This window comes from Echinicola strongylocentroti (assembly GCF_003260975.1).
GTDB lineage: Bacteria > Bacteroidota > Bacteroidia > Cytophagales > Cyclobacteriaceae > Echinicola > Echinicola strongylocentroti.
The window spans coordinates 1,322,735-1,346,811 of the sequence record NZ_CP030041.1; the positions used below are offsets into that span (position 1 = coordinate 1,322,735).

A 24,077-nucleotide genomic window follows, 5' to 3' on the forward strand; every position below is an offset into this window, starting at 1 on the left:
TTTATACAATTCTTAATGTGGAGAGTGATTACGTATTCTTCCATTTAAAACGGCTGTTCCCGTAGTGAATAATTAATTCTAAACGAGCACGTTAAAAGTACAGCCCTTAAAAAAAACACTATATCATATATGTTCTTGTTAATCCTACATATGTCCCACCAAAAAAGATTACTCAATATCATTTACTGACAAACACACCATTATCCCGTATTCGCCCCATCCATTCAGGCCATCACACGGCTTTACGGTCCTGTTTTAGCCTAGACGCCAAGCCATCAAAAATAGCAGCGCAAAACAGCCAACTTACTTGACATCCACATTGGGCACATTAGGGCACTCCACCTGTCTAAAGCCAAGTGCCTCTAATACATGAATTTTGCTGTTCGGGATTTGTCATCCAGAACCTAGATAACGGGGATTTGAAATCCCCGTTATCTAAACCCGGAATATGCATTAGCCTATCTACGCCACGGCGCACAGGTGTTGCGACCTGAAATTGCTTCAAAATCAGTCGTTTCACTTTAGTTTTCGACATAACCGTAGCGGTGCTACGCTAATGCCTCCAAACTAACTGATTTTCTTGCACTTTCAGCTCTCACTACGATTCCCAACGCATAATCCGGGCTAAACCTGGAATCGCTTCAAAACCTGGCTTAGGTAGCTTAGGCTCTTCTTACTTGTCTTGATTTCACTGCTTAAATGTCACTTTAAAAGCGTGGGCATAATTTCCATGTTTGGCATTGGGCAATTGTATCATCAGGGCTTCATCCGTTCTTTGCCAACTAAGCTGCTGGTTATCGCCCAATAGCTGGATAGAACTGATTTGCTGATCCAAATAGCCTTCGGCCTTGCCCAAACTCCGGACCGCAAGGCTATCACTTGGCCAGCCCAAAACGGTAATGTACAGGTGGTTGTCCTTTGTCGTAAACCGGATATCTTTTGATGTAGCAGGAGGATTTTTATGTTCTGATAAGTGCCCTTCGGTAATTTCCTGCGGCCCTTCTCCATATATCTTCCAAGGTCTGGTTCCGTATATAGCTTCTCCATTTACAGATAACCATTCTCCTAATTCAAGCAATCGGCTCTCTACTGCTTCGGGAATTTTCCCATCTGGTGTCGGGGGAATATTCAGCAACAAAGAACCGTTTTTGCTTACTACATCCACCAAAAAATCCACTATTCTGTTGGCAGACTTATACCTTGGATTCGCTATATAAGACCACGCTTCCCAGTCAATCGAATCATCTGTAAGCCAAGGAAAATCCTTTTTCTCACTCATTCTGGATCGCTCTAGGTCAAGCACGGCACTTCCTTCTGCCATATCTTCTGACTTATAAGTGCAGACTACTTCCCGATCCCATTCCAAGGCCTTGTTGTAATAATTGGCCAAAAACTGTTTTCTGTACTCCTCTCCAATAATGTCCATTTTATTGTCAAACCAGATCATGTCCGGCTGGTAGTTATCCATCAATTCATCCAACCTGTCCAACCACTCTTGGTTAAATGCGTCGTCCGGTAACGGATCAGTGGGGGTATTCGCCATTACGAAGGTACCTTTGGGTACTTTTGGGCCATAGAGGCCTTCCCATTTGGGATTACCAGCATCCACCTGCGTGTCCCAAGTAGGAAACCAACTGTACAGCCAATGTCGGTGATAGGTAATGATGAATTTCATTTCCTCTTCACGAATAGCCTTTTCCATTTCACCCACTATATCACGATGGGGTCCCATGTCCATGGCATCCCATGTCGTGAGCTTACTGTCCCACATCGCAAATCCATCAGCATGCTCAGCCACCGGCCCGGCAAACTGGGCGCCGGCTTTCTTAAACAGTTTCGCCCAAGCACCCGCATCAAAGTTCTCCGCTGTAAACATGGGTATGAAATCCTTGTACCCAAATTCATCCAAAGGACCATAGGTCTGTTCATGGTATTTTCTGATAGGATTTCCTTCGATGTACATATGATGGCTGTACCATTCCGTTTTATGGGCAGGTACGGAATAGGGCCCCCAGTGGAAATAAATACCAAACTTAGCATCCTCAAACCACTCAGGAACGGGATGTTTCTGTAGAGATGACCACTCAGGCTGGTATTTTTTCTCCTCCTGTTGGGAAGACTTACAGCCCACGAGCACCGTCATGTACCCCACTGCCACTACGAATCTTATAACATTTGTCATCTTTATCATTGTATTTTACTTTATCGCTTTACACCAAGATTATCAAGACCTAATACTGCCGTCCTTACTTCCCTTCACATAGGGAATAGTTAGTATTCAGAAAACCACTCAGATAACTGGAACCCATTTAGCCAGATACCTTTACCTTCATGACCATTGATATAGACCACGGTCTCCCTTCCTTCTTCTACCTTAATATAAACCGTGGCTATCCCGGGTTGGGCTTCTTGCATGTTCTTTCCTTCAGTTACTTTCACTACTTCCTCGGATTGGTCACTTTTGATCGTCAATGAACGCTCATGGGGAATATCCAAGATCCTGATATGCTTTAATTTCTCCTTGTTCGGGTCCATTTCATCAGAGTTGCTTTGAGGCGCATGATGCCAAGTCTTTAGTCGGTAAGTACCAGCGGGCAACCCTGAAAAAGTAAGCTGAATGCCCTTATCATCGATACCAAGAAGGCCATCTCCATAAACAAAACCATATTTGCCAATGACATTCATTTCTCCCAGCCATCTGATTATTCCTTCCCCACTGGTAGTGGTCACCCGGACGGTGGCTTCCTCAAATCCCGGTATTTCATAATTGGATGCTTCCTCCTCTTTTCCCAACCAATATTCCCATCCAAACTGCACCAGTTGGTCGTTGGCTCCTATGTCCACGTTTGTGGAAGTAAAATCATATATCGGCTTGGCCTGTGATATCATCCTATCAGGTTCGTTGGGCACTAGCTGTACACTGGCCATCCCTGACTCGAGTCCTTTTGCTGAGGCTTTGATGGTGACAGTACCCGGTACCTTCCCGGCCCTGATCAGTGCAGGAGCCACCCCGTATTCGGTAAACATCGGATTGGCATTAATATCCTTGCTGTCTCCGATGACTGAAGCATCGCCTTCCACAGAAAATTGCACTTTATCATCATAATCCCTGACCACAGTGCCATTTTCATCGACCACCTTTGCATAGGTCATCAATATATCTGATCCATCTGCCGTAAAATCCCTTCCTACGGTATCCACTTCCAAAACAATCCTTCTTGGTTTTTTGGGTGTCCTCCGGACAAAGAAAACCGGCTCTCCACCGCTATTGGCCGCTACTGCTTTTAATGTTCCCTCTTCATACGTGACATCATTGAATACAAACGGGGCATGGTGAAGACCAATGAAGGCAGTGTCCTGGGAAGGCTTCTTTCTAGCTATTTCTTTATCATTCACATACAACACCACTTCAGGTACATTACTGAATACGGTGATACTGTCCCTTCCGGCGGTCCAATCTTGGGGAATATAGATAAAAGGCTCCTCTTTCATCTCCGCCTTGTACCAATGCAGGTCTGGCCGTGGATACCTAAAAATGGTCATAGCTCCACTTCGTGTCCTGTCTATGGGGTCATTGGCCTTGTCATGGCTAGGATGAAAAGTATAGTAGGCATGCGCCGTCCAGGAAATCAATCCCGTCATCAATGTATCAGCTCGAAACGGAGCCAGGGCTTTAGGACCTGCATGGCCTTCCATCGCAAACATCGGTTCGGACCGATCCCAAATAAAAGGCCCATACAGCATATTGGCATTGATATCGGTAAGGCCAGAAGACTGCCAGCCAGTCCACCGGGCTCCTTGTGAGGCCGTTAACCGCGTAGGATCCTCTTGCTTTGCGGTATTGTGTACCCTCGGCACATACCCGCGGTGGTTGATCCCTCCGCCCCATATCACCACAGAAGGGTGATTGCGGTGATTGCGGATCATGGTCCGCTCGGCTTTTTCGAAATTCTCCCACCATTGCGGGTTTTTGCTCATATCAATCCAAGAAGGAGCCTCCTCATACACCAAGATCCCTAACCGGTCACAAGCATCCAAAATAGCATCATCCTGTGGGTAGTGGGCCGTCCTCATTACATTAAAACCAAACTCCTTGAATTGGAGCATGTCCTTATAGTGTAGAGAATTGGGCACCGCATCACCGACATACGGGTATTGCTGATGGCGGTTAAAGCCAATGAGCTCTATGGGTTTTCCATTGAGGATAAACCCCTGCTGCGGATCCAGCTCGAATTTCCTAATGCCCAGATTATTTTCTACATAATCCACCGTCTGATCATTCACCACCACCACGGAGTTGACCCGATATAAGTAAGGGTTATCAATACCCCACAACTGTACATTATCTTCCAAGCTTCCTATTTGATTATATTGATAGGATTGCCCTGCAGGAATCTTGGCAGTTTGGGCCAAACGCATCACGACCATGCCTTCCTGATCTATGATCCGTGTCAAAACCTTTGCTTCTACAGGTTCGGGCAGGTCATTTTTTACGGATGTTTTCACATTGATCGTGGCATTCCTGTTTACTGGATCCACTGTAGGCGTAGTGATGGTCACCCCAGAAGTCATCGATTCCCAATTGAACCCTACGTGAACGGGGTGGGTCTGGACAAGGTAAACATCCCGGTATAGCCCACTGAACTTCACATAATCAAATGGTCCTGGATCTGGCGGAACCGCCTCGTTACGGCGGTTGTCGACCAAAAGGGTAATTTGATTGGAAGTCCCCTTCTCCACATGGTCTGTAATATCAAAATGAAACGGGGTATACCCGCCTACCTCGTGTTTTCCCACATGCTTTCCATTCACCCATAAATCCGTTACCTGATGGGCTCCCTCAAACTCCAGGTACACTTTTTTGTCATTTTCGGGAACAGTGACCTGTCTTCTGTACCAGCCCACTTCCCGATGAAATTCCAACTGTGTTTTTTCATCCTGCATCCCATCCAATGCAAGGGAAGTCAAGGATAAGGTGTGGGGCAAGGTGACGGTTTCCCAAGAGCTGTCATCATAGCTTGCTCCGTAAAATCCTCCTTCTGGATCACCTAAATGAAATTTCCAATCCTGATTGATAGTGCTTTTGCTGCGGTCAGTGGACGGAAAGCCATGAGGTAGGGTTTGTGCCTGAACACCATTGTCCCAAATACCCCAGGTCAATATCAGCAAGACCAGCATGCTATTTTTCAAATCTTTCATCTGCCGTTTTATGTTAACTCGTTTATTACTCGTTTTTTAAAATCCTTTCTTCTGGCCGTATTCACTGGTAATAATCCCAAAAATCATATTCCATACCCAGCTGGGATTTGTTGTCATTCAGCTTTGCGGCCATTGCTTTCATCTCTTTTTGAAGCTCTTTGACTTTATCAAAATAGTTGGGATTTATCGCTAGATTATTGATCTCCCAAGGGTCTTTGGCGATGTTGAAGAGTTGGGTCACCTTGGACCCCGCCTGAAATCCCCCTAATTTCTTATTGCTATCTTTTGCCCTTACGTATTCAATTAATTTGTAATCTCCTTTCCTGTAGGCCCTTTGAAACTGCCGATAGGCATGGTAGGTATGATCCCTCACACTTTCTTCTTCTCCTCTGATGATAGGGGCTAAACTTTTGCCGTCTATGTTCTTTGGTATGGGGACGCCTGTAAGCTCTCCCAGGGTGGGTAAGATATCATGGATATAGGCAAAGGCCTGCTCCCTCCTGCCTTTTGCCCGAACTGCCCCTCCGCTGAATACAAAGGGCACGTGAATTCCATCTTCATCGTATAAGTTTTGTTTGCCAATCAAGCCATGATTACCTACAGCCAGTCCACTATCCCCTACCAGTACCACGATGGTATTCTCATATTCTCCAGTGGCTTTTAAGGTATTCACGACTTTGCCTATCTGGGCATCCAGGTGACTAATGATAGCGTAATAGTCCGCTAGCTCCTCTTTCATCCTATCCTCTGTCCTTGGCCAAGGGGCCAATTGCTCATCCCGCAAAAACATATGACCATTATCGAAGCCATGCATTGGCATATAAGATGGAGGAAGGTTAATTTGGGCAGAAGGATAGGCATTTCTAAATGACATCGGCGCTTGTCGGGGATCATGTGGGGCGTGAAAAGCCAGGTACATTAAAAATGGGGGCTTTTTATCGTAATCTTCCAAGAACTTTTTGGCTTCATGTGCATATATCTCGGAGGTATGGGGGCCTTGACCCTCGGTAGCAATAGGCCCGCTGGGCCCTACTCCTTCCAGGCCTTTTCGGTACCACTTGCCTTGATGGTCGGTCTTGATCACATATCCCTTCTCAAGCGGGTACTCTCCACTAGGATCCCAGTCCCACAGGGGCATGCGAAAGTGGTCTTCTAAATACATGCCTCTGCTCATCAATGCCGCCCCACTATCAAATGACCTTGCCAAAGAAGCGTTGTCTTGGTGCCACTTGCCTATGATATAGGTATAATAACCCGATTTCCTGAAGACCTCTCCTAGGGTGGGATGATTTGCCGGGATCGTATGGCCCGCTCCCTTTAGGTTAAAAACATTCCGGCCAGTCAACAGCATGGCCCTGCTCGCAACGCAGGTAGCTCCCGTAAACGCCCCCATCAGGTAGGCCCTGTCAAAGGACACTCCTTCTTCCACCAGCCTATCCATATTAGGGGTATCGACCTGCCCATCCATCAAGGCTCCCACCCCAGAATACCGATGATCATCCGTATAGATAATGACCACATTGGGCCTGTCCTGTCCCTGCAAGTCGGATACAACCAGCATGCCGAAGCTAATCAAGAGGCCGATAAAATAAACCGTTCCTTTAGTCTTCATCTTATCTCCAATCCTTTATCGGTGTTCACTAAATCGTAATTTTGGTAAACTCCATCCAACTGGTAATGCCGGACGTCCTCCAGGACTACTGCCGGCCGCTGTTCGGGTGATTTCACTTGCAGGTTTATTCCTGCCAGCCTCAGCCCAGTTACATGTCGCAAATAAAAAGCGGATGCCGGTAAGGTGCCTACCAAGCGGAACTCCGGCCACCATCCATCCAATACTTCCAATGTATATTCTGGCAAATCGACCCGATTGGCATCTTCTTCATTTCCTCCGCCAGGGTGGACAAAATGGATATTTGAAAAACTTATATCTTCGATGGGGTGCCCGGGCATCCCTGTAATAAAAAAACACGTGTTTTTGTCCATTTCAGCATTATCAATGGTCAAATGATCAAATGAAAACCCCTTCATCGCTTCCATAGGGTACATCTCTTCTAGTGCATCCACGCAGGCTTTTTGCTGGGCAAAAGTCATAAAAACTGGCCTTGGTACATTTTTCATCACCAAGTTGTTAAACACCATGTTTTTCATGGTACCACCTTCATTCATTTGAATTTTCAAGCCCGCATCCTGGATATTTCTAAAGGTACAATTGGAAACCGTTACCGATTCAAAATCCCCTCGGGACAATAACCCTATGCGCATTCCGGCCCACTTTGACGTAAACACACAATTGGTGACAGTAATGTCACGGCATGGGACATCTGGTAGGGAGGCCTGCAGACAAATAGAATCATCACTGGTATCAAAACTTGAATTGGATACGCGCACATTTTGGCAGCCATCGAAGTCCAATCCGTCTCCGTTATGGTTGACACGGCTAGTGATGGTGATGCCCTCCACCACAATATTTTTACAATATAGCCAAGCAGAAGTCCAAGCTGCGGGGTGTTGCAGCGTGACGGCCCTCATCGTAATGTCATTGCACCGCAAAAACCTGATCAGCATCGGTCTACCCGTCTTCCGGTTGAAGTGCCGAGGATGCCCATTTCCATCAATGGTCCCGTTACCTTCTATTCCAAAATTCTCAGCATCCTTTGCAAAAATGAGACAACGATCCATATGAGGTTCGTTTTTGTACATGTTTTTATGGGTATCTTCACTATAATCCGCTATATCAGGACTTCCCAGCAGTACAGCCCCGCGCTCTATGTAAAGGGTGACATGGCTTTTGAGAAAAATGGTACCCACCAACACCGTATATCCACTGGGTATAACGACTCTCCCTCCCCCGTTTTCATGACAGCTATCTATTGCCGCTTGTACGGATTTCGTATCCAGCTGCTTCCCGTCACCAATGGCGCCATGATCCCGTACATCATAGTCTGTGGCATACGCTGCCAAGCACAGGAAAAAGCTGCAATATATTGACAAGACCGCTTTCATCTCTCCCCGCTTTTTGCCTTATCGATGATCCTCTGTCTTTGGGCCTCTTCCTTTAGCACGTTTTCTGCGTGGGGATCTTGCCACATTGCCGGTACGGTGCCCTCGTTCCAGTTGGCATAACTGTCCTTCAGCAGCTGTGTTTTTTCAGGAAAAATTGCTTTGATATCCTGCTGTTCGTAGGGGTCTTCCTCTAGGTCAAATAGGAAATAGTCCTCCTTGTAGCCGGAATATACCAGCTTATAATTCCCGTCTCTCACGGCATATCCTGCCCCATCCGAATACCTCCAGTATAACATCCTTTGGGGCTTTTGCTCCTGTCCGGTGAGGAAAGGCAGCAAGTTCACGCCGTCAAGTGGCTTCGAAGGGCTAGAAATATCGGCCGCTGCCAATACCGTGGGAAAAATATCCAACGCAGAGATAGGATGATCGTAATGTTGGCCTCCTTGAATGCCTGCTGGCCAAGTAACCAAAAACGGCACCCTTATCCCTCCTTCAAACAACATCCCCTTATGCCCACGAAAAGGAGCATTGCTGGCACCATGAAGATGTCCTCCATTGTCACTGTAAAAAAATATCAAGGTGTTTTCATACTGGCCAGTATCTTTCAGTTTTTGAATTACCCGGCCTATCCCTTCATCCATTCCTGTCACCATGGCTGCATAGGCGGCCCTGTCCCCATCTTCGATATGGTTGACCTTATCAAGGTACTTGGACGGAGCTTGGATGGGGGCATGGGGAGCATTATAGGCCAAATACATAAAAAATGGACGTTGGTCGTTACTGAATTGGTCAATATACCTTGCTGCCTCCTGCGTAAAGTCATCCGTAAGGTAGCTCAGCTGCTCCTTTGGGACTATTTGACCATCTCTCAACACCCCGTGGTTTTCTGGCTTGTTGCCGGTATCGCCCCAATAATTCAACCCTCCGCCAAAAAAACCAAACCAATGTTCAAAACCACGGTTGATCGGCCAAAATTTCTCATGGTCTCCCAAGTGCCATTTTCCAATGGCGGCGGTAGAATACCCTTTCTCCACGAGGTACTCGGACAGCATCAGCTCACTTAGCGGCAGGCCATCATCATCAGTGGCAGACTCATAGGGAATGTTGTTTTCATGACCAAAACGCTGTTGGTATCTTCCGGAAAGTAAGCCCGCCCTGCTGGGACTGCAATAGGGATGAGACGCATACCCTTGGCCAAAAACCACTCCATCTGCAGCAAGCGCATCCAAGTGGGGAGTAGGAATGTCCGTGCCTCCGTTAAACCCCACATCATTCCATCCTTGATCATCAGAAACAATGATCAGTACATTGGGTTGTTGTGCGGAGGTAAATCCAGGTAGGATCAAGCAGCCTATTAGGATAAGGCGTTTGATTGCGTTCATTGGGTAAGTGGTCATTTTGAGTAGGTTAGTTAGATTTATATTTCCGGTTGCTTTCCGATTCACTTTCATAGGTGTACCGTAGCACCTTGGGTTTTTCCGTGCCAGCGGCTTCATTAACCTGTCGGTGCCATTCCTTTCTAAGCTGTTCCAATACACCTTTCGCGCTAGGATCATCGATCTTATTATGAAGTTCGTCCGGATCCACAGAAAGATGATAAAGCTCTTCATAGACTGGCGCTTCCGATCGCTGGTAAGCTGTCGCAAAATAGCCGTACTGTACCATATCAAAATCATGCACTTGGTACAGCAGTGGATTTAATGGCATATCAAATTTTTTGGCAGCCTTTACTTTTTCCCTAGCAGGAATCGTATTGTTTTCATAATACCTGATGTATTTCCATTCCTTGTTTTGGACGGCTTCGCAACGGGGGTTTCCGAATTGGGTAGACCATAGATTTTCGGTAAAAATATACTTCCGAACCTCCTCTTGGCCTGCCAAAAGAGGCCCTAAAGATTTCCCTTGATAGCTATCAGGCACAGCAATTCGTGCCCGCTCCAACATCGTCGGAGCTATATCAATGGTTTGTACCAGTGCATTGGAGCGTTTGGCGATCATCTTATCATCCAGTAAGGGGTCATACCAGATCATGGGTACATGGGTGGTCTGCTCATAACAAAGCGCCTTTCCTCCCAGCCCATATTGTCCCATAAACAGTCCATGGTCTGAAGTGAAGACAATAACCGTATTTTCCGACAAACCTTCCTTTTCCAATACTTGGCGAAGGTTTCCCACAAATCGGTCTATGCCTGTGAGCGCCTGGAGCTGTCGGGTATAGATATCCCGCGTGTCGGCTGGTGTATCCACATAGTCATAGCCGGATTGCCTGTCCTCCGTCCTTAGGAGTTCTTCTGGTAACTTAGGCTCGGTGATGTCCTTTTTTGCTATGTAGTGATCGGGAAGGGGAATTTCTACCTCCCGATAAAGGGACTTATATAGATCATCATCAGTTGCTCTCATCTCCATACTTCTAGTCCCAGCACTGTGGGGCAAATTGAAGCATACTGACAACATAAACGGCTGATCTGCTGGCCTGTCCTTCAAAAACCGCATGGCACCATCTTCCTTTTCGGAACTGCTTAAAAAGTAATCTACTCCTTCTCCGATGATTTCTATTTGTGTATCCTGCTCTGCATTGCTGAATATCTCATGCCTGTCCTTGGGATAAAAACCCAAATGGCCATGACCGGCATACCAAAAGTCAAAAGACTGTTCCATCACCCCACTTTCATAGCCGCCTTCACCGACGGGAACGTGGTTTTTACCTATCCATCCTGTAAAATACCCGTGGTCACGAAACCGTACAGGGTAACTGTCCTCCCAGGCAGTTGGAGAAAGGCTCGTTCCGGAGTTGAAGTTGATCCCGTGTTGCCGTTCATATTGGCTCAGCAGGATACTGGCGCGGCTCGGTGTACAGATGGCACTGGTCACATGGGCATTGGTAAACAGCACCCCCTCAGCAGCCAACTGATCCAGATTTGGCGTACTGACGATGTCGTTCCCCGTACAGCCCATGTATCCATATGGCTGATCATCTGTTAGAATAAATATAAAATTGGGCCGGGTGGTGTTTTGGGACTTGGCCGGTTGGCACCCAAGCACTACACTCAACACCAAAAACAAAATCATCCGAATCTTCATAGAGGTTATTGGGTTATCGTTAACGAAGATGGGAATAGCTCAATAAAAAACTCCAAACAAATGTTGAAGTTGCTACTACAAATGTTTGGAGTTCAATCCAGTTTATGCATTAGGCGTCAATATCGCCTTTCATGACCGATGTCGGGAAGGTATGAAACAGCCTGATTTGGTCCGCAGCGGCGGATCAGACAGTAATAACCTGTGCGCCCTGGAGTAGATAGGCTAATGCATACGCTGGGTTCATACCACTACTAATCCATATGGGCTTCTACTGCTCCGCCAATGTCATTTTCTACATAGCCTTCCAGTGTAATCTTAAAACAGTGGGCATAGTCTGTCGGAAAATCAGTAGGTCTTTCAATCACCAACCCACGTTCATTCCTTTTCCATTCCAGTTTTTGATCACTTCCTACCAAAGCGACCTCCAGTATTTTGGAGTTTAATGCACCGATTTCTGTACTTAGGGTCTTCATCACGATATCTCCATCCGGCCTGTCCATCACGATAGCATAAAAAAGCTGATCGGATTTCTTCACGTACCGAATATCCTCTGCCTTATAGGCAATTTCAAGTTTTTCGATTTTATGTCCTCCTTCAGGAAGCCTAGTGGGGCCCTCCCCAAAAACCGTCCAAGGTCGTGTACTATAAATCGCTTCACCATTCACCTCTAACCAGCTTCCCATATGGGTCAACAAATCCACCATTTCTGCAGGAATACTCCCGTCTGGATTAGGAGGGACATTCAGTAACATCACCCCGTTTTTGGCTACGATATCCACCAAAATATCCACTAGTTCATTAGGTGACTTGAACTGGGCTTCTGGCCGATAAAACCATGCCCCTGGCGATGTATCGGTAAGCCAAGCTGGGCTTTTGGGCTGATTGGGTCGGCCACGTTCATAATCCTTCACCGCCGTACTGGTGGTAAAAGTACTCTCCTTATAGGCCACAGCTACTTCTTTGCCCCATTTCTCCGCTTGGTTATAGTAATAGGCCAAAAACTTCAAGCGAGTTTCCTCGTCCATATTTTCAAGCCACCAATCAAACCAAATTAAATCAGGCTGGTATTTATCAATGTATTCTTTGAGCTTAGCCCACCAGGAGGTATAAAAATCCTTGTCGGGGGTGTCATCATCCAGTTCATGGGGATTGGTATACAAGTCGTAGTCTTTTGGGTCTATGTCCCCATAAGCATGTGCCGGGCCAAAATACTTCCAAGTGAAAGCATGGTGAAAAGAAGCCATAAATCTCATATCTCGCTTCTCAATAGCCTCCTTTAGCGCAGCGGATGGATCAAAACCACCATAGTTCATGGAGTTCCAGCGGGTGGCCTTACTGTCCCACATCGCAAAGTTATCATGGTGCATCGCCACTGGCCCCGCAAATTTAGCTCCGGATTTGGCAAACAATTCTGCCCATACTTCCGCATCAAAGCCACTTGGATCAAACTGCTCGATAATGTACTTGTAGCCAAATTCTTCGGGATCACCGTATTTTTCACTATGGTGGAGATAATTATTGGAAGGCGTTCCCTTCCCATTGAGGGAGACTTTTTCTCCATCTTCATACATCATCATTCCATGCCATCCACGATAATACTTCTTCGGATCCGCCCCTCAAATGCCGAAGAAACTGGCCCCCAGTGAGCATAGATCCCAAACTTGGCATCTTGGAACCATTCTGGGATTTTATACTGCTCCAGTGACTCCCAAGTAGGCTTGTAAGGTGCCTGGGCTTTTAGGGAATGTGTAAATACCATTAGACAAATAAATGCAATGGAAAGAATCTCTCGACGGAGATTCAGAAAATGATCAATGTTACTTCCTCTCATATTTAGCATTGGGTAAAAGGTTTTTGCTTGGGCAAAAAGATGGAAGTCCATCTTTCATCAGAACGGAAGGCTATTTTGCTAGAAGACACGCCCACATTCCCTGCCCTAATTACTACAATCAAAGGTATTTAAATTGCAAACAGACACTTATCACATATGTTTCAAATCGTACTACAAACACCCAGAATGCAAAAAGCCAAAGTACCTATTCCGGGTTTCACAAGCGCTACCTCCTCACCCACGGCTATGCAAATACCCCGATTAGGGTATTTTTTATAATATAAAGATTCCCTATTTTTCAAGAATATCCGTTTGCAAACGGAAGTAAACGTTTATACTCGTTTACAAACGGAAGATATAATGGATATAGAGGCAATGGAGTTGCTTTTATAGAAGTGTTAGGCAACATTTGAAATGAGCATTTTCAATCGAAAAACAAAAAAGAAACATATTGAACAGTTCGGACTTAAAATAGCTGAATTGTTGGAATCGGAAATGCCCCAAATCAAAACTGCAATTGGACTTTCCAAAGTTTACGGAATTAGTTTTATGCACGAACCGAAAGGAATTTATATCACTCGTGGTTATAAGCCTAAAGAATTTGAAATTATAAACAGAAATCACAAAACCTGTTTTAATTTGACTGGAATTTCAGTATGGAACAAAAAAGAAAATATCTTCCAGCCGATTAAATTATATTATCAATCTGACGGACTGACCAAAATTCAAATAGATAATCCAGAGTATTTTTATAAAACATATGACTTAAACCAAATTCGGAAAAACCAAATAGAATTGGAGCATCTGAAAATGGAAAATCCAGACCAAAAGACAGCGGAAAAAATATTAAAATCTCTAACCAAAGAACAAATTGAACTTTTGGAATTAGACTACACGTTCGAAATTGAATTTGACGAAAAACTATTCTACACAATTTTGGATATGGAAGACGGAAATTATATTGCAGTGGACAAAAAGGGAAAAGTATATCGACTAAATCACGACCACGAAAAAATGGTTAAACAAATAGCTGACAAGCCAACCGATTTCTTTAAAATTTACAATGGAGAAAAAAGCGAACTGGAAAACTTAATGTATGAATAAAAAACGTTGCCTAACAATGTATAACCGCAATTACGGCGGATTCGACTACATCCGAATCCACTCGGAATTGCTAACGTCTGTGCCAAACCGAAAATTAACGCATATTAACCCGTAACTGACGGTTATACGAGACCGTTACCCACAATATAAAATTACTACCAGTTCCACAAAAAAAATCATAAAAATTTGGAACAATCATTCCAATTGTTGTATATTTGCAAAGTGAATAAAAAACAAATCATATTAGCTTCTGCACTCGAGCTACTTGTAGAAAAAGGCGTTCATAATACTCCAATGTCTGCTATTGGCAAAGCGGCAAAAACTGGAATGGGAACGATCTACAACTACTTTCCAAACAAAGAAGCCTTAATTAATGAAATTTACACTGATATAAAAAAACAGGAAAAATTACTCTTTGAGAATTTTGAATCGGACAAGCCAATCAAAACTCAATTTGAAAACTATTTTACTATTGCTGTTACTTTCTTTATTAACAATCCTAACTATTTCCGATTTATGGAGCAACTACAAGCATCTCCTATTATAACGGAAAATAGCAAAGAAGAAGGTCGGAAATCTATTACTCCTGTTTTTGAACTTTTAATGTTGGGAAAACAACAACGCATTATCAAAAACATTGACATTGAAGAAATTTTAATGTTCATAGGTGGTGCTATTCTATCCTATTTAAGATGGTATTTTAATCAAACACAAACAGAGAAAAAACAAGCTTCTCTTAAAAATCAAGTAACAATGGTTTGGGACGCCATCAAAGAATAAAAAAAATTTATTAATAACTTGGAATGAACGTTCGTTCCATAAAACTACAATTATGACGAAAAATGTATTAATCACAGGAACATCAACAGGCGTAGGATTTGAAAGTGCTATTCTATTCGCCAAAAACAACTACAAAGTTTACGCTACAATGCGAAATCTTGAAAAATCGGAAAAACTTAAACAGAAAATTCAGGAAGAAAATCTGAATATAGAAATACTCCCTTTAGATGTAACTAAAATAGATTCAATAGAATCAGCCGTAAAAACTATTATAGAAAAAGATGGAAAAATAGATGTATTAGTGAATAACGCAGGTGCTGGTTTCGCGAAAACAACAGAGCAAGCTTCTGAGGAAGAAATCAAATGGGTTACTGACGTAAATTATCACGGAGTTGTGTTCTGCACCCAAGCCGTATTGCCTTATATGAGAAAACAAAAATCTGGTCAGATCATTAGTATTACCTCAGTAGGTGGTTTAGTAGGACAACCTTTTAACGAATTATACTGTGGTGCTAAGTTTGCAGTAGAAGGTTTTATGGAAGGTCTTGCAGCCTATGTTACTGATGCCTTTAATATTAAGATTACTTGTGTTGAACCAGGTGGAATAGCTACAGAATTTATGACTTCTGCTATTGAAAAATCTGCGACTGAAGGACAATTTGCAACAGGCGAATACTTACCAATATTTGAAAGATATATGGCTGGAAATCAAAAAAGAGCAAATGAGGGCAAAGAACAAGTTTACCAAACAGGTCTAGAAGTAGCCGAAGTAATTTTAGATATTTCTGAAAATGAAAATCCACCTTTAAGAATCAGAACTTCAAAATGGGCAGAAGATTTTTGTGAGCTAAAAACAAAAGCAGACCCAGATGGTACTAAATTGGTAAAACAAATTACTGATAGTTTTTTATAGTATGAAAGCAATTTATTGGTCTTCAACAGTAATTATATCAGCTTTCCTCTTCTTAAGTTCTTATTGTTATATATTCAGTAAAAGTACAATTCAAGGGATTAAAGCCTTAGGGTTTCCTGATTTTTTCAGGATAGAATTAGCTATTTTAAAATTGATAGCTGCAATAATATTACTAATACCATTTGCTTCTTTGCAACTAAAAGAATGGACTTATGCAGGTGTTGGATTATTTTTAATAACGGCTTTAATCGCGCATATCAAACATAAGGATTCTATCTTTATTATGCTTTTACTTATAATACTTATGGGAATTCTAATAATATCCAACATATATATGAACAAGATTTTGACATAAATACTGTGGGTAATCGAGTAGCCCGACCTGAGCCAAGTAGCTCAGGTTAAGGCTCTCACAGCTCTGAGCTTGTCGAAGTACCACTCCCGAAAGCTTTCGGGATACGGGTCTTACCGATAGTCATCGGTACAGGCTGTATACGGCGGTTCACTGGATTGTAGGTTGCGATTTGAGATAGTAGGAAAGCATGGATTCGTATCCCTTTCTTCTCAGGCGTGACAAAGTGATAGTCGTGATCAGAATTGGGCTTTGAGCCACTGCCCACCCCCCTTTTCTGGTACAGCTCCAAGCATAGGCATGGTCTTGGTCTACCCCCAATCTGATGAGGTTTTTGCGTTTTCGCTCAAACCCGCCCTCTATACTGGCCCAAAAGTGAGTAAATGTAAAAAAGGCCTGTGTTTAACCGAAAAGTTAGTGCGTGAAAATTCGCTATTATTCTTATACGAGACCGTTGTGTGCCATATAAAGCCAAGCAGACTATACGCAAAAGGATATAGAACAACCCTACCCTACCTTACTATATTTAACTGCATATAATATAACCTTAACACTTTTTATTATATCTAATTACATATAATTTATGTATATTTGTTTGATATTATATTTAAATACATATAATGAAACAATTATCAGAGTTTGTAAAAAAACGAAGAAAGGAAGTAAATCTCACGCAGGAAGAATTTGCTGAACGTACTGGAGTTGCACTAACTGTAATACGTAAAATCGAACAAGGCAAAACGAATCTGAATATGGATAAAGTGAATTTAGTTCTTAATATGTTTGGGCATGAACTAGCACCTGTCAAAAGTAAAGACCTAGATAAATGAGACAAGGTAAAGTGTTTTATAAAGACTGTTTAGCCGGCATCGTTACTGAAACGAATGAAGGTGAGTATGTATTTCATTACGATGACAAATACGTAAAAGATCATCCAAATGACTTCATCACATTTACAATGCCTGTTAGAACAAATCCATATACTGAAAAGCGACTTTTCCCATTTTTTGAAGGATTGATTCCAGAGGGTTGGTTGCTTGATATAGCTTCAGAAAACTGGAAAATCAATAAAAATGATCGTATGGGTTTACTACTTGCTTGTTGTCAAAATTGCATTGGTGCAGTGAGTGTGGAACCAATAGTAGAAGAAGATGAAAAATAGATGTTTATATTGTTACAAACCTGTAGAAGGTAAAAATGACTTTCACGAGAAATGTTCGATGGAATTCTTTGGAACACCAACTCCTCCAGAAATTGAATATTCCCTTGATCAAATGGATGAGCTCGCAAAAAAGATGGTTGAGAGAAGTATTGCTGTTCCTGGCGTTCAGGCAAAACTATCAATGTCATTAGTTAAAAAAACCAAAGATAATCCTGAAACAAGACTAACGGTAGTAGGTGCATTAGGAGGTCATTATATTTTCAAACCACCTTCTGACAGGTTTCCAGAAATGCCTGAAAACGAACACCTAACCATGCGAATAGCAGAATCCTTTGGAATCCAAGTAGTGTCATCATCATTGTTTAGATTATTGTCAGGTGAACTGTCCTATATCACAAAACGAGTTGACCGAACACAAACTGGATCAAAGATTCACATGATCGATATGTTTCAAATCACGGAAGCATTTGATAAATACAGAAGTTCTATGGAAAAAGTTGGAAAAGCATTAGGTAGCTTTTCAAGTAACACTTTACTAGACAAAACTTATTATTTTGACCTAGCCGTATTTTCCTTTTTAACTGGAAATAATGATATGCATTTGAAGAACTTCTCAATGATCGAAGGCCCATCTGGCTGGGTGTTGTCTCCTGCTTACGACTTGTTAAATGTTGCAATAATATTCCCAGAAGATTCGGAAGAACTTGCACTGACATTAGTTGGGAAGAAAAAAAAGTTGAGAAGAGAGCACTTTGAACAATTGGGAAAAAGTTTAGGGTTGACTCCTAAACAGATCAAAGGAACATTCAATAGGATGATGAAAAATAAATCAAAGGCAGTTGATTGGATCGATCGATCATTCTTATCAGAAAATATGAAAATAGCATATAAAGATTCACTTGAAGAAAAATACAATCAATTAGGACTAGAATAATAAAGACACACACTGTATAAACTGCATTAAAACGCAGTTTATGGATATTCCGGAGCAAGTTGACCCCTTGGATCCAGGCAATAATTCAAGTACCGAAGTGGCTTTAGGTGCCGGAACCGCCTGCCATTCCGGCGGATGCTGACCCCTGAAGAATAATATTGAGCTGATTCCGGAGCAAGCTGACCCCTTTGGATCCTGGATTCCGGAGCAAGTTGCCCCCTCTATGGAGTTGTTTTGGTTTTTTAGCGGACATTTTAAAAAACCGCTAAGTATAGTCCGATGGCAGGAAAACCAAAACCGATGAGTCAGATCAAACAGATGATTATTTTACGGCAGCAGGGCAACGGTATCAAAACCATTGCCCGTATGCTGGACATGAGCAAGAACACGGTAAAAAGCTATCTTTTCAAGCTTGACAAGCTGCTGGAAAACAACAGGAAGACAGGGCTTACAACCAAAAAGCTGCTGTCCATGGAAGACCCCGAAGTTGAGAAGCTGTTCCTTTCAGGGGATCCGTCCTATAAAGACCCCCGTTACGAGCACTTTATAGCCAACCTCCCTTATTATCAAAAAGAACTCAAGCGTAAAGGGGTGACCAAAACCCTTCTATGGGAGGAATACAGGGAATCTTACCCCGAAGGGTATGGCCGGAGCCAGTTTTGTTATCACCTTGGCCAGCAGGAGGTGGCCAGGGCAAAGCCTTCCATGGTGCTTGACCATAAACCGGCAGAGAAGCTGTATATAGACTTTGCGGGCAAGCCCATCTGCTACATAGACAGGGAGACCGGGGAGGAGATCAGGTGCCAACTGTTCGTGGCCTGCCTGCCCTATTCGGACTATGCCTTTGCCATGGCTGTGCCCTCCCAGACCATCCCCGACTTCCTGCACGTCCTGGGCTGTTGTATGGAGCAGCTGGGAGGGGTGCCACAGCTGCTCGTCCCTGACAACCTAAAAGCGGCCGTAAACAAGGCCGACAAATATGAGCCAGGTATCAACCGGGCCCTGGAGGACTTTGCCAACCATTACGGCACGGCCGTAGTGCCTGCCAGGGCAAGGAAACCGCAGGACAAGGCATTGGTGGAAAACCAGGTAAAGGTGCTCTATTCCCGGGTATATGCCAAGCTCAGGAACGTCCAATTCTTCGACATACACAGCCTGAACCGGGCCATTGCCGAAAAGGTGAAGGCCCATAACCAGACCCGTATGCAGCAAAAGCCTTACTGCAGGGAGGAAAGGTTCCTGGCCGATGAGAAGCACTTATTGGGAAAGCTTCCCGGGGAGCGCTTCGAGCTGAGGCATTATGCCGAACTGACGGTAGCCAAGAACAACCACGTCTACCTGTCCCGGGACAAGCACTATTACAGCGTGCCATATTCCCTGATAGGCCAGAAGGTAAAGGTGGTCTACACCCGCAGCATGCTCTATGTGTTCCATAAAGGGGAACGGGTGGCCATACACGGCAGGGGCTTCCAGCAAGGGCCTTATTCCACACTCAAAGAACACCTGTGTTCCCAACACCAACACTACAGGGACAGAAGTCCGGCGTATTACCGCGACAAAGCTGCCCAATACTCCAATACCTTCGCCAAATACATTGCCCTGATCTTTAAGCAGGACAGGTACCCTGAGCAACTCTACAGGACCTGTGACGGCTTACTTGCCCTGGCCAGGAAGGTGGATGAACAGCGGCTGGACAAGGCCTGCAATATCGCCATGGAGTACAATCAATACAGCTATGGCTTTATCAAGAACATGCTGGAAAACAATATGACAGAAGCCACAACGGAAGCCTCCGGCAAGGAACTTCCCAAACACGGCAACGTCAGGGGAAGAACATATTACAACGAACAACGATAACTTAAACTTTAAACAACTATGCCCAACCCGATCGAAACACAACTTATCAAACTCAGGCTCCATGGCATGCGCCAGACCTGGGCAACATTACAGGAGACCCGTAAAAACCAAAGCCTCTCCCTTACCGAAGGCCTTGAGCTTATGCTGCAGGCAGAAGAACAGGAACGGGACAACAGGAGATTCAAAAGACTGGAATCCAATGCGGGCTTCCGTTACAGGGCTTCCCTGGAAGAACTTTCCCTGGACAGGACCAGGGGCCTGGATGACATGCTCCTGACAACACTGGCGACCGGGGAATATATGGAACATGGTGATGCGGTACTTATCACGGGAGCCACCGGCTGCGGAAAAAGTTACCTGGCCTCGGCCCTCGGCCATCAGGCCTGTGTGCACGGCAAAAAGGTCGCCTACTTCAATACCCAGAAGCTTATGCTCAAAATCAAGATGGTAAGGTTGGACGGTACCGTGCTCAAGTTCTTCGATAAAATGGCCAGAACAGACCTGCTTATCCTGGATGACTTCGGGCTCACACACCTGGACAAACAACAACAAATGGACTTTATGGAACTTATCGAAGACAGACATGGTAAAAAATCCACTGTTATTGTAAGCCAGCTCCCTGTCTCAAGCTGGTATGATGTAATAGGTGAACCGACCATAGCGGACGCCATCCTTGACCGGTTGGTGCACGCCTCCTACAGAATCGTGTTAAAAGGGGAAAGTCTCAGAAAAAAAATGTAAAATTGTCAGTCTTCTGACTATACTACCAAAACAGCCTCTGCAGAGGGGTCAATATCACCGGAACAGGGGTCAACATCGACCGGAATATCCAGTTTATACTAAACGTTGGCAACAAGCTGTGAAAAACGAGTAAACTAATAAGCAAAGGGTATAAAAATCGAAACCCGATAGTTTGATAAAATCAGGGACTATCGGGAATAAGATGATACAAATGTATTAACGACAAGGCAGGTACGGCGGTTCACAGGGGCAGTACTCATAGCCGAGACCGTTGTGGTACATTTTAGAAAGACAGAGCCAAATGACAAACATTCACTTTAGAAAGGAAAAAATATCAATTAAGAATATTGGCCGGCAGAGATTTTGGATTGGAGTTGTAGCAGGACTGATTTCAGCGATTTCAATCTCATTGTTTTTCAATCATTCAAGAGAAGTTCTTCGTCTATTCACAGGTATGTCAACGGACTTGCTGATTTTAAAAGAAAATGAACTTCTATTTTTCAATTATTTCTTCTCATTACTTTCATCAGTATTGGGACTTTCAATCACAATATGGCTTTGGTTGCAGAACAAAAAACACAATCGGAAAAAAGACAGAATTTATAAACAACTTTCAGTAACAAATACCATTTTGATTTTCTGGTTCATTTTGATGATAATATCTCGCTTTGGTTCAATCCTACCAATAGTTTTATTTGGAACTCCAGGTTATGACAACCATTTAAATCTCTATGAAGAATATTGGATACTTTTCGTATTGATACCAATCGTTGTATTTACGCAAAGTTGGTTTGCCGTCAGGCTTGTTTACCAAGCAGGAAGATGGATTTTTCTATCGTTCCTTTTCTGCATACTGACAGCATTTACACTTCAATTAACAACTACAGTTAATCAAGAAAAGCTCAATTCAGCATACCACCAAAGATATGAAAGAGACTACAACTATATCGACCAAGAAATAAGGATTGCTAAAGAAAAATATGGCATTGACTATAATGAACAGACTGTAGAAATTTTGAAAAAACGGTTTACAGAAAGTTCCGTCAAACAGATTGAAAGTATTAAAAATGTATTTTCTGCTAACAAACCAGTTACATTGGACACTATAATTCTTCAAAAGATAATAATCAGGAACTACAAAGAAGGTGGTTGGTATTATTACAGAAGAAACTCAATTGAAAATTGGCGATATGCATTACCTATTGACATTTTAAAACAACTAAGTTTTTTTGAGCAGAACTCTAAGGAAACAAAGGAACTTTTTGAGGTTCTAAAAGAAATGATTGACTTAGTGAATACACCAGAAATACATTGGGAAGCCTATCAAAATTTCACAGAAACAGAAAGACGAAGAAGTTTAGGAGCAAGATATAATATACCTGCCCCATTGATTGAACAGTTAAAAGAAGTTCGAACACGACTATTAAAAGAAGAGCGATATTCAAACTCTTCTAAGGATTTAAAATCCGTAAAGGACAGAGAATGAAAAAAAATAACGTGCGCTAGTCGAGTAGGTAAAGGGGAATTTCACCACTAAACCTCCCACAGAATCGTACATGAACCTCTCGATTCATACGGCCCTTATTATGCAGTCGGTTAATCGTCCATAAGTTAGACCAATTGGCATCTCATCTCCCAGTGATCAAACAGGTTTGGATGGTGCTCTATACCGGCCAAAAACTCCCGCTTTGTCCTCATGGACTCTCGCCCATTAGAACGGTCAACTTTGTGACCTATATGCACCATTTAAGGCTCACACACGGCATATAGCTTATGGCAGGTGAACAGCTATCGGCAAGGTTTTCGTCTCGTAGCCAACTTTGGTTTCGGCGGACAGGAAAGTGCTTTGAAACCACCAAAAGCCATATGCAAACCGTTAGCGCACATCTAAAAATGCCATTATCGTTTATTACGCTTGTTTCGTTTATTTCGTTTATATACCTTTGATTAATCAAAAAGGAGAAACATGGAAACAATATTGAAAAGAACATCCGGAGACGATCAAAGAATCGCTCTAGGATCAATGACAAGACTCAAAGAGGTTTCGAGTAAACTGCGTACTGTATCAACTGCCGGTGTTAAGATTAAAATTCAAGAAACTGGAGAGTTCATCACTATTCCTAAAAAGGCTCTTTCCTTGCTCATAACGATCTTATCAAATATGTCAGAGGGAAAGTCAATAACAATCATTCCCACAGATTCTGAGGTGAGTACACAACAAGCGGCAGATATGCTGAATGTATCTAGACCTCATTTGGTTAAATTGTTGGAGAACAATACCATTCCCTTTAAGAAAGTCGGTAGTCATCGAAGAATTTTGCTAAGAGATTTAGTCGCTTATGAGAAAAGTCTTCAAAGAACTCGAGAAGAAAAATTGAAATTTCTTTCGGAACAAGCTCAAGATCTGGATCTTGGTTATGAATGATTTACTCGTCAAATTTCATAGCTATTCTTGATGCTTGTGTACTCTACCCTGCACCTGTAAGAGACTTACTTCTCTCCTAGGCCGACTATGGACTATATAAACCGAAATGGTCAGAAGAAATTCAGGATGAATGGTCTCGAAACTTACTACTAAATCGACCAGATTTAAACAAAGGGCAATTGCAACTAACTATTGAGGCGATGAATGATACCTTTCCTGACTCCAATGTAGAGAAGTTCGACTCTCTGATTCCTAGCATCATTTTACCGGACCCAAACGACCGTCATGTTGTGGCAGCTGCAATTAGGTCAAAGGCGGACGTAATAGTGACATATAACCTAAAGGACTTTCCTAAATCTATTGAAAACGAATTCGATATTCAGATACAGCATCCAGACGAATTCTTGTGTAATGTCTACGATCTGCATCCTGAAAAAGCGAAAGAAGCCTTTGCTAAAATGGTTAAAAGACTAAAGAACCCACCAAAATCACAATCTGAAGTTCTCGAGACTCTTTCAAAATCTGATCTGAAAAGAATAATTGAAAAATTAAAAGACGTGCGCTAATCGAGTAGGTAAAGGGGGAATTTCACCCCTAAACCTCTCACAGAACCGTACTTGGACCTCTCGATACATATGGCTCTTATTATACTGCCGGTTAATCGTCCATAAGTTAGACCAATTGGTATCCCATCT

20 protein-coding genes are annotated in these 24,077 nt (G+C 43.2%); 12 read left to right on the forward strand and 8 right to left on the reverse strand.

Annotated features, from left to right (window positions below; genetic code table 11):
• Nucleotides 1-688 precede the first annotated feature (688 nt).
• The 8 genes from DN752_RS05090 to DN752_RS25115 all read right to left on the reverse strand — a co-directional run bounded on the left by DN752_RS05090 (nt 689) and on the right by DN752_RS25115 (nt 13,123).
• A complete protein-coding gene (locus DN752_RS05090; protein WP_245949464.1) occupies nt 689-2,182 on the reverse strand; it encodes an alpha-L-fucosidase in 1,494 nt (497 codons plus the stop codon).
• An 89-nt stretch (nt 2,183-2,271) separates the two neighbouring features.
• Complete coding sequence (locus DN752_RS05095) at nt 2,272-5,199, reverse strand: glycoside hydrolase family 2 protein (protein WP_245949465.1); 2,928 nt, start codon at nt 5,197-5,199, stop codon at nt 2,272-2,274.
• A gap of 61 nt (nt 5,200-5,260) precedes the next feature.
• A complete protein-coding gene (locus DN752_RS05100) occupies nt 5,261-6,811 on the reverse strand; it encodes a sulfatase-like hydrolase/transferase (protein ID WP_112782955.1) in 1,551 nt (516 codons plus the stop codon).
• Nucleotides 6,808-8,202, reverse strand: coding sequence for a glycoside hydrolase family 28 protein (locus DN752_RS05105; RefSeq protein WP_112782956.1), 1,395 nt, complete (start codon nt 8,200-8,202; stop codon nt 6,808-6,810). Before DN752_RS05105 ends, DN752_RS05100 begins: the two co-directional genes overlap by 4 nt.
• Entirely contained in the window at nt 8,199-9,584 is a 1,386-nt protein-coding gene (locus DN752_RS05110; RefSeq protein ID WP_112786426.1) for a sulfatase family protein, read from the reverse strand. Before DN752_RS05110 ends, DN752_RS05105 begins: the two co-directional genes overlap by 4 nt.
• A 25-nt stretch (nt 9,585-9,609) precedes the next feature.
• Complete coding sequence (locus tag DN752_RS05115; protein ID WP_112782957.1) at nt 9,610-11,283, reverse strand: sulfatase-like hydrolase/transferase; 1,674 nt, start codon at nt 11,281-11,283, stop codon at nt 9,610-9,612.
• Nucleotides 11,284-11,534: 251 nt separating this feature from the next.
• Complete coding sequence (locus DN752_RS25110) at nt 11,535-12,860, reverse strand: alpha-L-fucosidase (protein ID WP_211324134.1); 1,326 nt, start codon at nt 12,858-12,860, stop codon at nt 11,535-11,537.
• Nucleotides 12,857-13,123, reverse strand: coding sequence for an alpha-L-fucosidase (locus tag DN752_RS25115; RefSeq protein WP_211324136.1), 267 nt, complete (start codon nt 13,121-13,123; stop codon nt 12,857-12,859). The genes DN752_RS25110 and DN752_RS25115 overlap by 4 nt, the downstream gene beginning before the upstream one ends.
• Nucleotides 13,124-13,528: 405 nt before the next feature.
• Here DN752_RS25115 and DN752_RS05125 point away from each other — a divergent pair, with 405 nt between their 5' ends.
• From DN752_RS05125 to DN752_RS05185, 12 genes are all read left to right on the forward strand, one after another.
• Entirely contained in the window at nt 13,529-14,218 is a 690-nt protein-coding gene (locus tag DN752_RS05125) for a hypothetical protein (protein ID WP_112782958.1), read from the forward strand.
• A 186-nt stretch (nt 14,219-14,404) separates the two neighbouring features.
• A complete protein-coding gene (locus DN752_RS25120) occupies nt 14,405-14,998 on the forward strand; it encodes a TetR/AcrR family transcriptional regulator (protein ID WP_317048521.1) in 594 nt (197 codons plus the stop codon).
• Nucleotides 14,999-15,050: 52 nt separating this feature from the next.
• Nucleotides 15,051-15,911, forward strand: a complete 861-nt coding sequence (locus tag DN752_RS05135) for an SDR family oxidoreductase (RefSeq protein ID WP_112782960.1) — start codon at nt 15,051-15,053, stop codon at nt 15,909-15,911.
• A 1-nt stretch (nt 15,912) separates the two neighbouring features.
• Entirely contained in the window at nt 15,913-16,266 is a 354-nt protein-coding gene (locus DN752_RS05140; protein WP_112782961.1) for a DoxX family protein, read from the forward strand.
• Nucleotides 16,267-16,883: 617 nt separating this feature from the next.
• On the forward strand, nt 16,884-17,093 hold the full coding sequence (locus DN752_RS05150) for a helix-turn-helix domain-containing protein (protein ID WP_112782962.1): 210 nt from the start codon (nt 16,884-16,886) through the stop codon (nt 17,091-17,093).
• Nucleotides 17,090-17,425: a HipA N-terminal domain-containing protein gene (locus DN752_RS05155; RefSeq protein ID WP_112782963.1), complete on the forward strand. Its 336-nt coding sequence runs from the start codon at nt 17,090-17,092 to the stop codon at nt 17,423-17,425. The genes DN752_RS05150 and DN752_RS05155 overlap by 4 nt, the downstream gene beginning before the upstream one ends.
• The gene (locus DN752_RS05160; protein WP_112782964.1) at nt 17,415-18,359 is read left to right on the forward strand and encodes a HipA domain-containing protein; all 945 of its coding nucleotides are present in this window, start codon (nt 17,415-17,417) and stop codon (nt 18,357-18,359) included. Before DN752_RS05155 ends, DN752_RS05160 begins: the two co-directional genes overlap by 11 nt.
• Before the next feature lie 300 nt (nt 18,360-18,659).
• Nucleotides 18,660-20,216: an IS21 family transposase gene (gene istA / locus DN752_RS05165; RefSeq protein WP_245949435.1), complete on the forward strand. Its 1,557-nt coding sequence runs from the start codon at nt 18,660-18,662 to the stop codon at nt 20,214-20,216.
• 18 nt (nt 20,217-20,234) lie between these two features.
• Nucleotides 20,235-20,957, forward strand: coding sequence for an IS21-like element helper ATPase IstB (gene istB, locus DN752_RS05170; RefSeq protein WP_112782570.1), 723 nt, complete (start codon nt 20,235-20,237; stop codon nt 20,955-20,957).
• A 301-nt stretch (nt 20,958-21,258) separates the two neighbouring features.
• Nucleotides 21,259-22,443, forward strand: a complete 1,185-nt coding sequence (locus DN752_RS05175; RefSeq protein ID WP_112782965.1) for a hypothetical protein — start codon at nt 21,259-21,261, stop codon at nt 22,441-22,443.
• 480 nt (nt 22,444-22,923) lie between these two features.
• Nucleotides 22,924-23,382 carry an excisionase family DNA-binding protein gene (locus DN752_RS05180; RefSeq protein WP_211324138.1) on the forward strand — a complete coding sequence of 153 codons (459 nt, stop codon included), beginning with the start codon at nt 22,924-22,926 and terminating at the stop codon, nt 23,380-23,382.
• Nucleotides 23,383-23,501: 119 nt separating this feature from the next.
• Nucleotides 23,502-23,948, forward strand: a complete 447-nt coding sequence (locus DN752_RS05185) for a PIN domain-containing protein (protein ID WP_245949529.1) — start codon at nt 23,502-23,504, stop codon at nt 23,946-23,948.
• Nucleotides 23,949-24,077 lie beyond the last annotated feature (129 nt).

Coding starts and splice junctions, on each gene's coding strand:
- DN752_RS05090 (WP_245949464.1), bottom strand. CDS start 2,182: ATGACAAATGTTATAAGATTCGTAGTGGCAGTGGGGTACATGACGGTG.
- DN752_RS05095 (WP_245949465.1), bottom strand. CDS start 5,199: ATGAAAGATTTGAAAAATAGCATGCTGGTCTTGCTGATATTGACCTGG.
- DN752_RS05100 (WP_112782955.1), bottom strand. CDS start 6,811: ATGAAGACTAAAGGAACGGTTTATTTTATCGGCCTCTTGATTAGCTTC.
- DN752_RS05105 (WP_112782956.1), bottom strand. CDS start 8,202: ATGAAAGCGGTCTTGTCAATATATTGCAGCTTTTTCCTGTGCTTGGCA.
- DN752_RS05110 (WP_112786426.1), bottom strand. CDS start 9,584: ATGAACGCAATCAAACGCCTTATCCTAATAGGCTGCTTGATCCTACCT.
- DN752_RS05115 (WP_112782957.1), bottom strand. CDS start 11,283: ATGAAGATTCGGATGATTTTGTTTTTGGTGTTGAGTGTAGTGCTTGGG.
- DN752_RS25110 (WP_211324134.1), bottom strand. CDS start 12,860: ATGATGATGTATGAAGATGGAGAAAAAGTCTCCCTCAATGGGAAGGGA.
- DN752_RS25115 (WP_211324136.1), bottom strand. CDS start 13,123: ATGCTAAATATGAGAGGAAGTAACATTGATCATTTTCTGAATCTCCGT.
- DN752_RS05125 (WP_112782958.1), top strand. CDS start 13,529: ATGAGCATTTTCAATCGAAAAACAAAAAAGAAACATATTGAACAGTTC.
- DN752_RS05135 (WP_112782960.1), top strand. CDS start 15,051: ATGACGAAAAATGTATTAATCACAGGAACATCAACAGGCGTAGGATTT.
- DN752_RS05140 (WP_112782961.1), top strand. CDS start 15,913: ATGAAAGCAATTTATTGGTCTTCAACAGTAATTATATCAGCTTTCCTC.
- DN752_RS05150 (WP_112782962.1), top strand. CDS start 16,884: ATGAAACAATTATCAGAGTTTGTAAAAAAACGAAGAAAGGAAGTAAAT.
- DN752_RS05155 (WP_112782963.1), top strand. CDS start 17,090: ATGAGACAAGGTAAAGTGTTTTATAAAGACTGTTTAGCCGGCATCGTT.
- DN752_RS05160 (WP_112782964.1), top strand. CDS start 17,415: ATGAAAAATAGATGTTTATATTGTTACAAACCTGTAGAAGGTAAAAAT.
- istA (WP_245949435.1), top strand. CDS start 18,660: ATGAGTCAGATCAAACAGATGATTATTTTACGGCAGCAGGGCAACGGT.
- istB (WP_112782570.1), top strand. CDS start 20,235: ATGCCCAACCCGATCGAAACACAACTTATCAAACTCAGGCTCCATGGC.
- DN752_RS05175 (WP_112782965.1), top strand. CDS start 21,259: ATGACAAACATTCACTTTAGAAAGGAAAAAATATCAATTAAGAATATT.
- DN752_RS05180 (WP_211324138.1), top strand. CDS start 22,924: ATGGAAACAATATTGAAAAGAACATCCGGAGACGATCAAAGAATCGCT.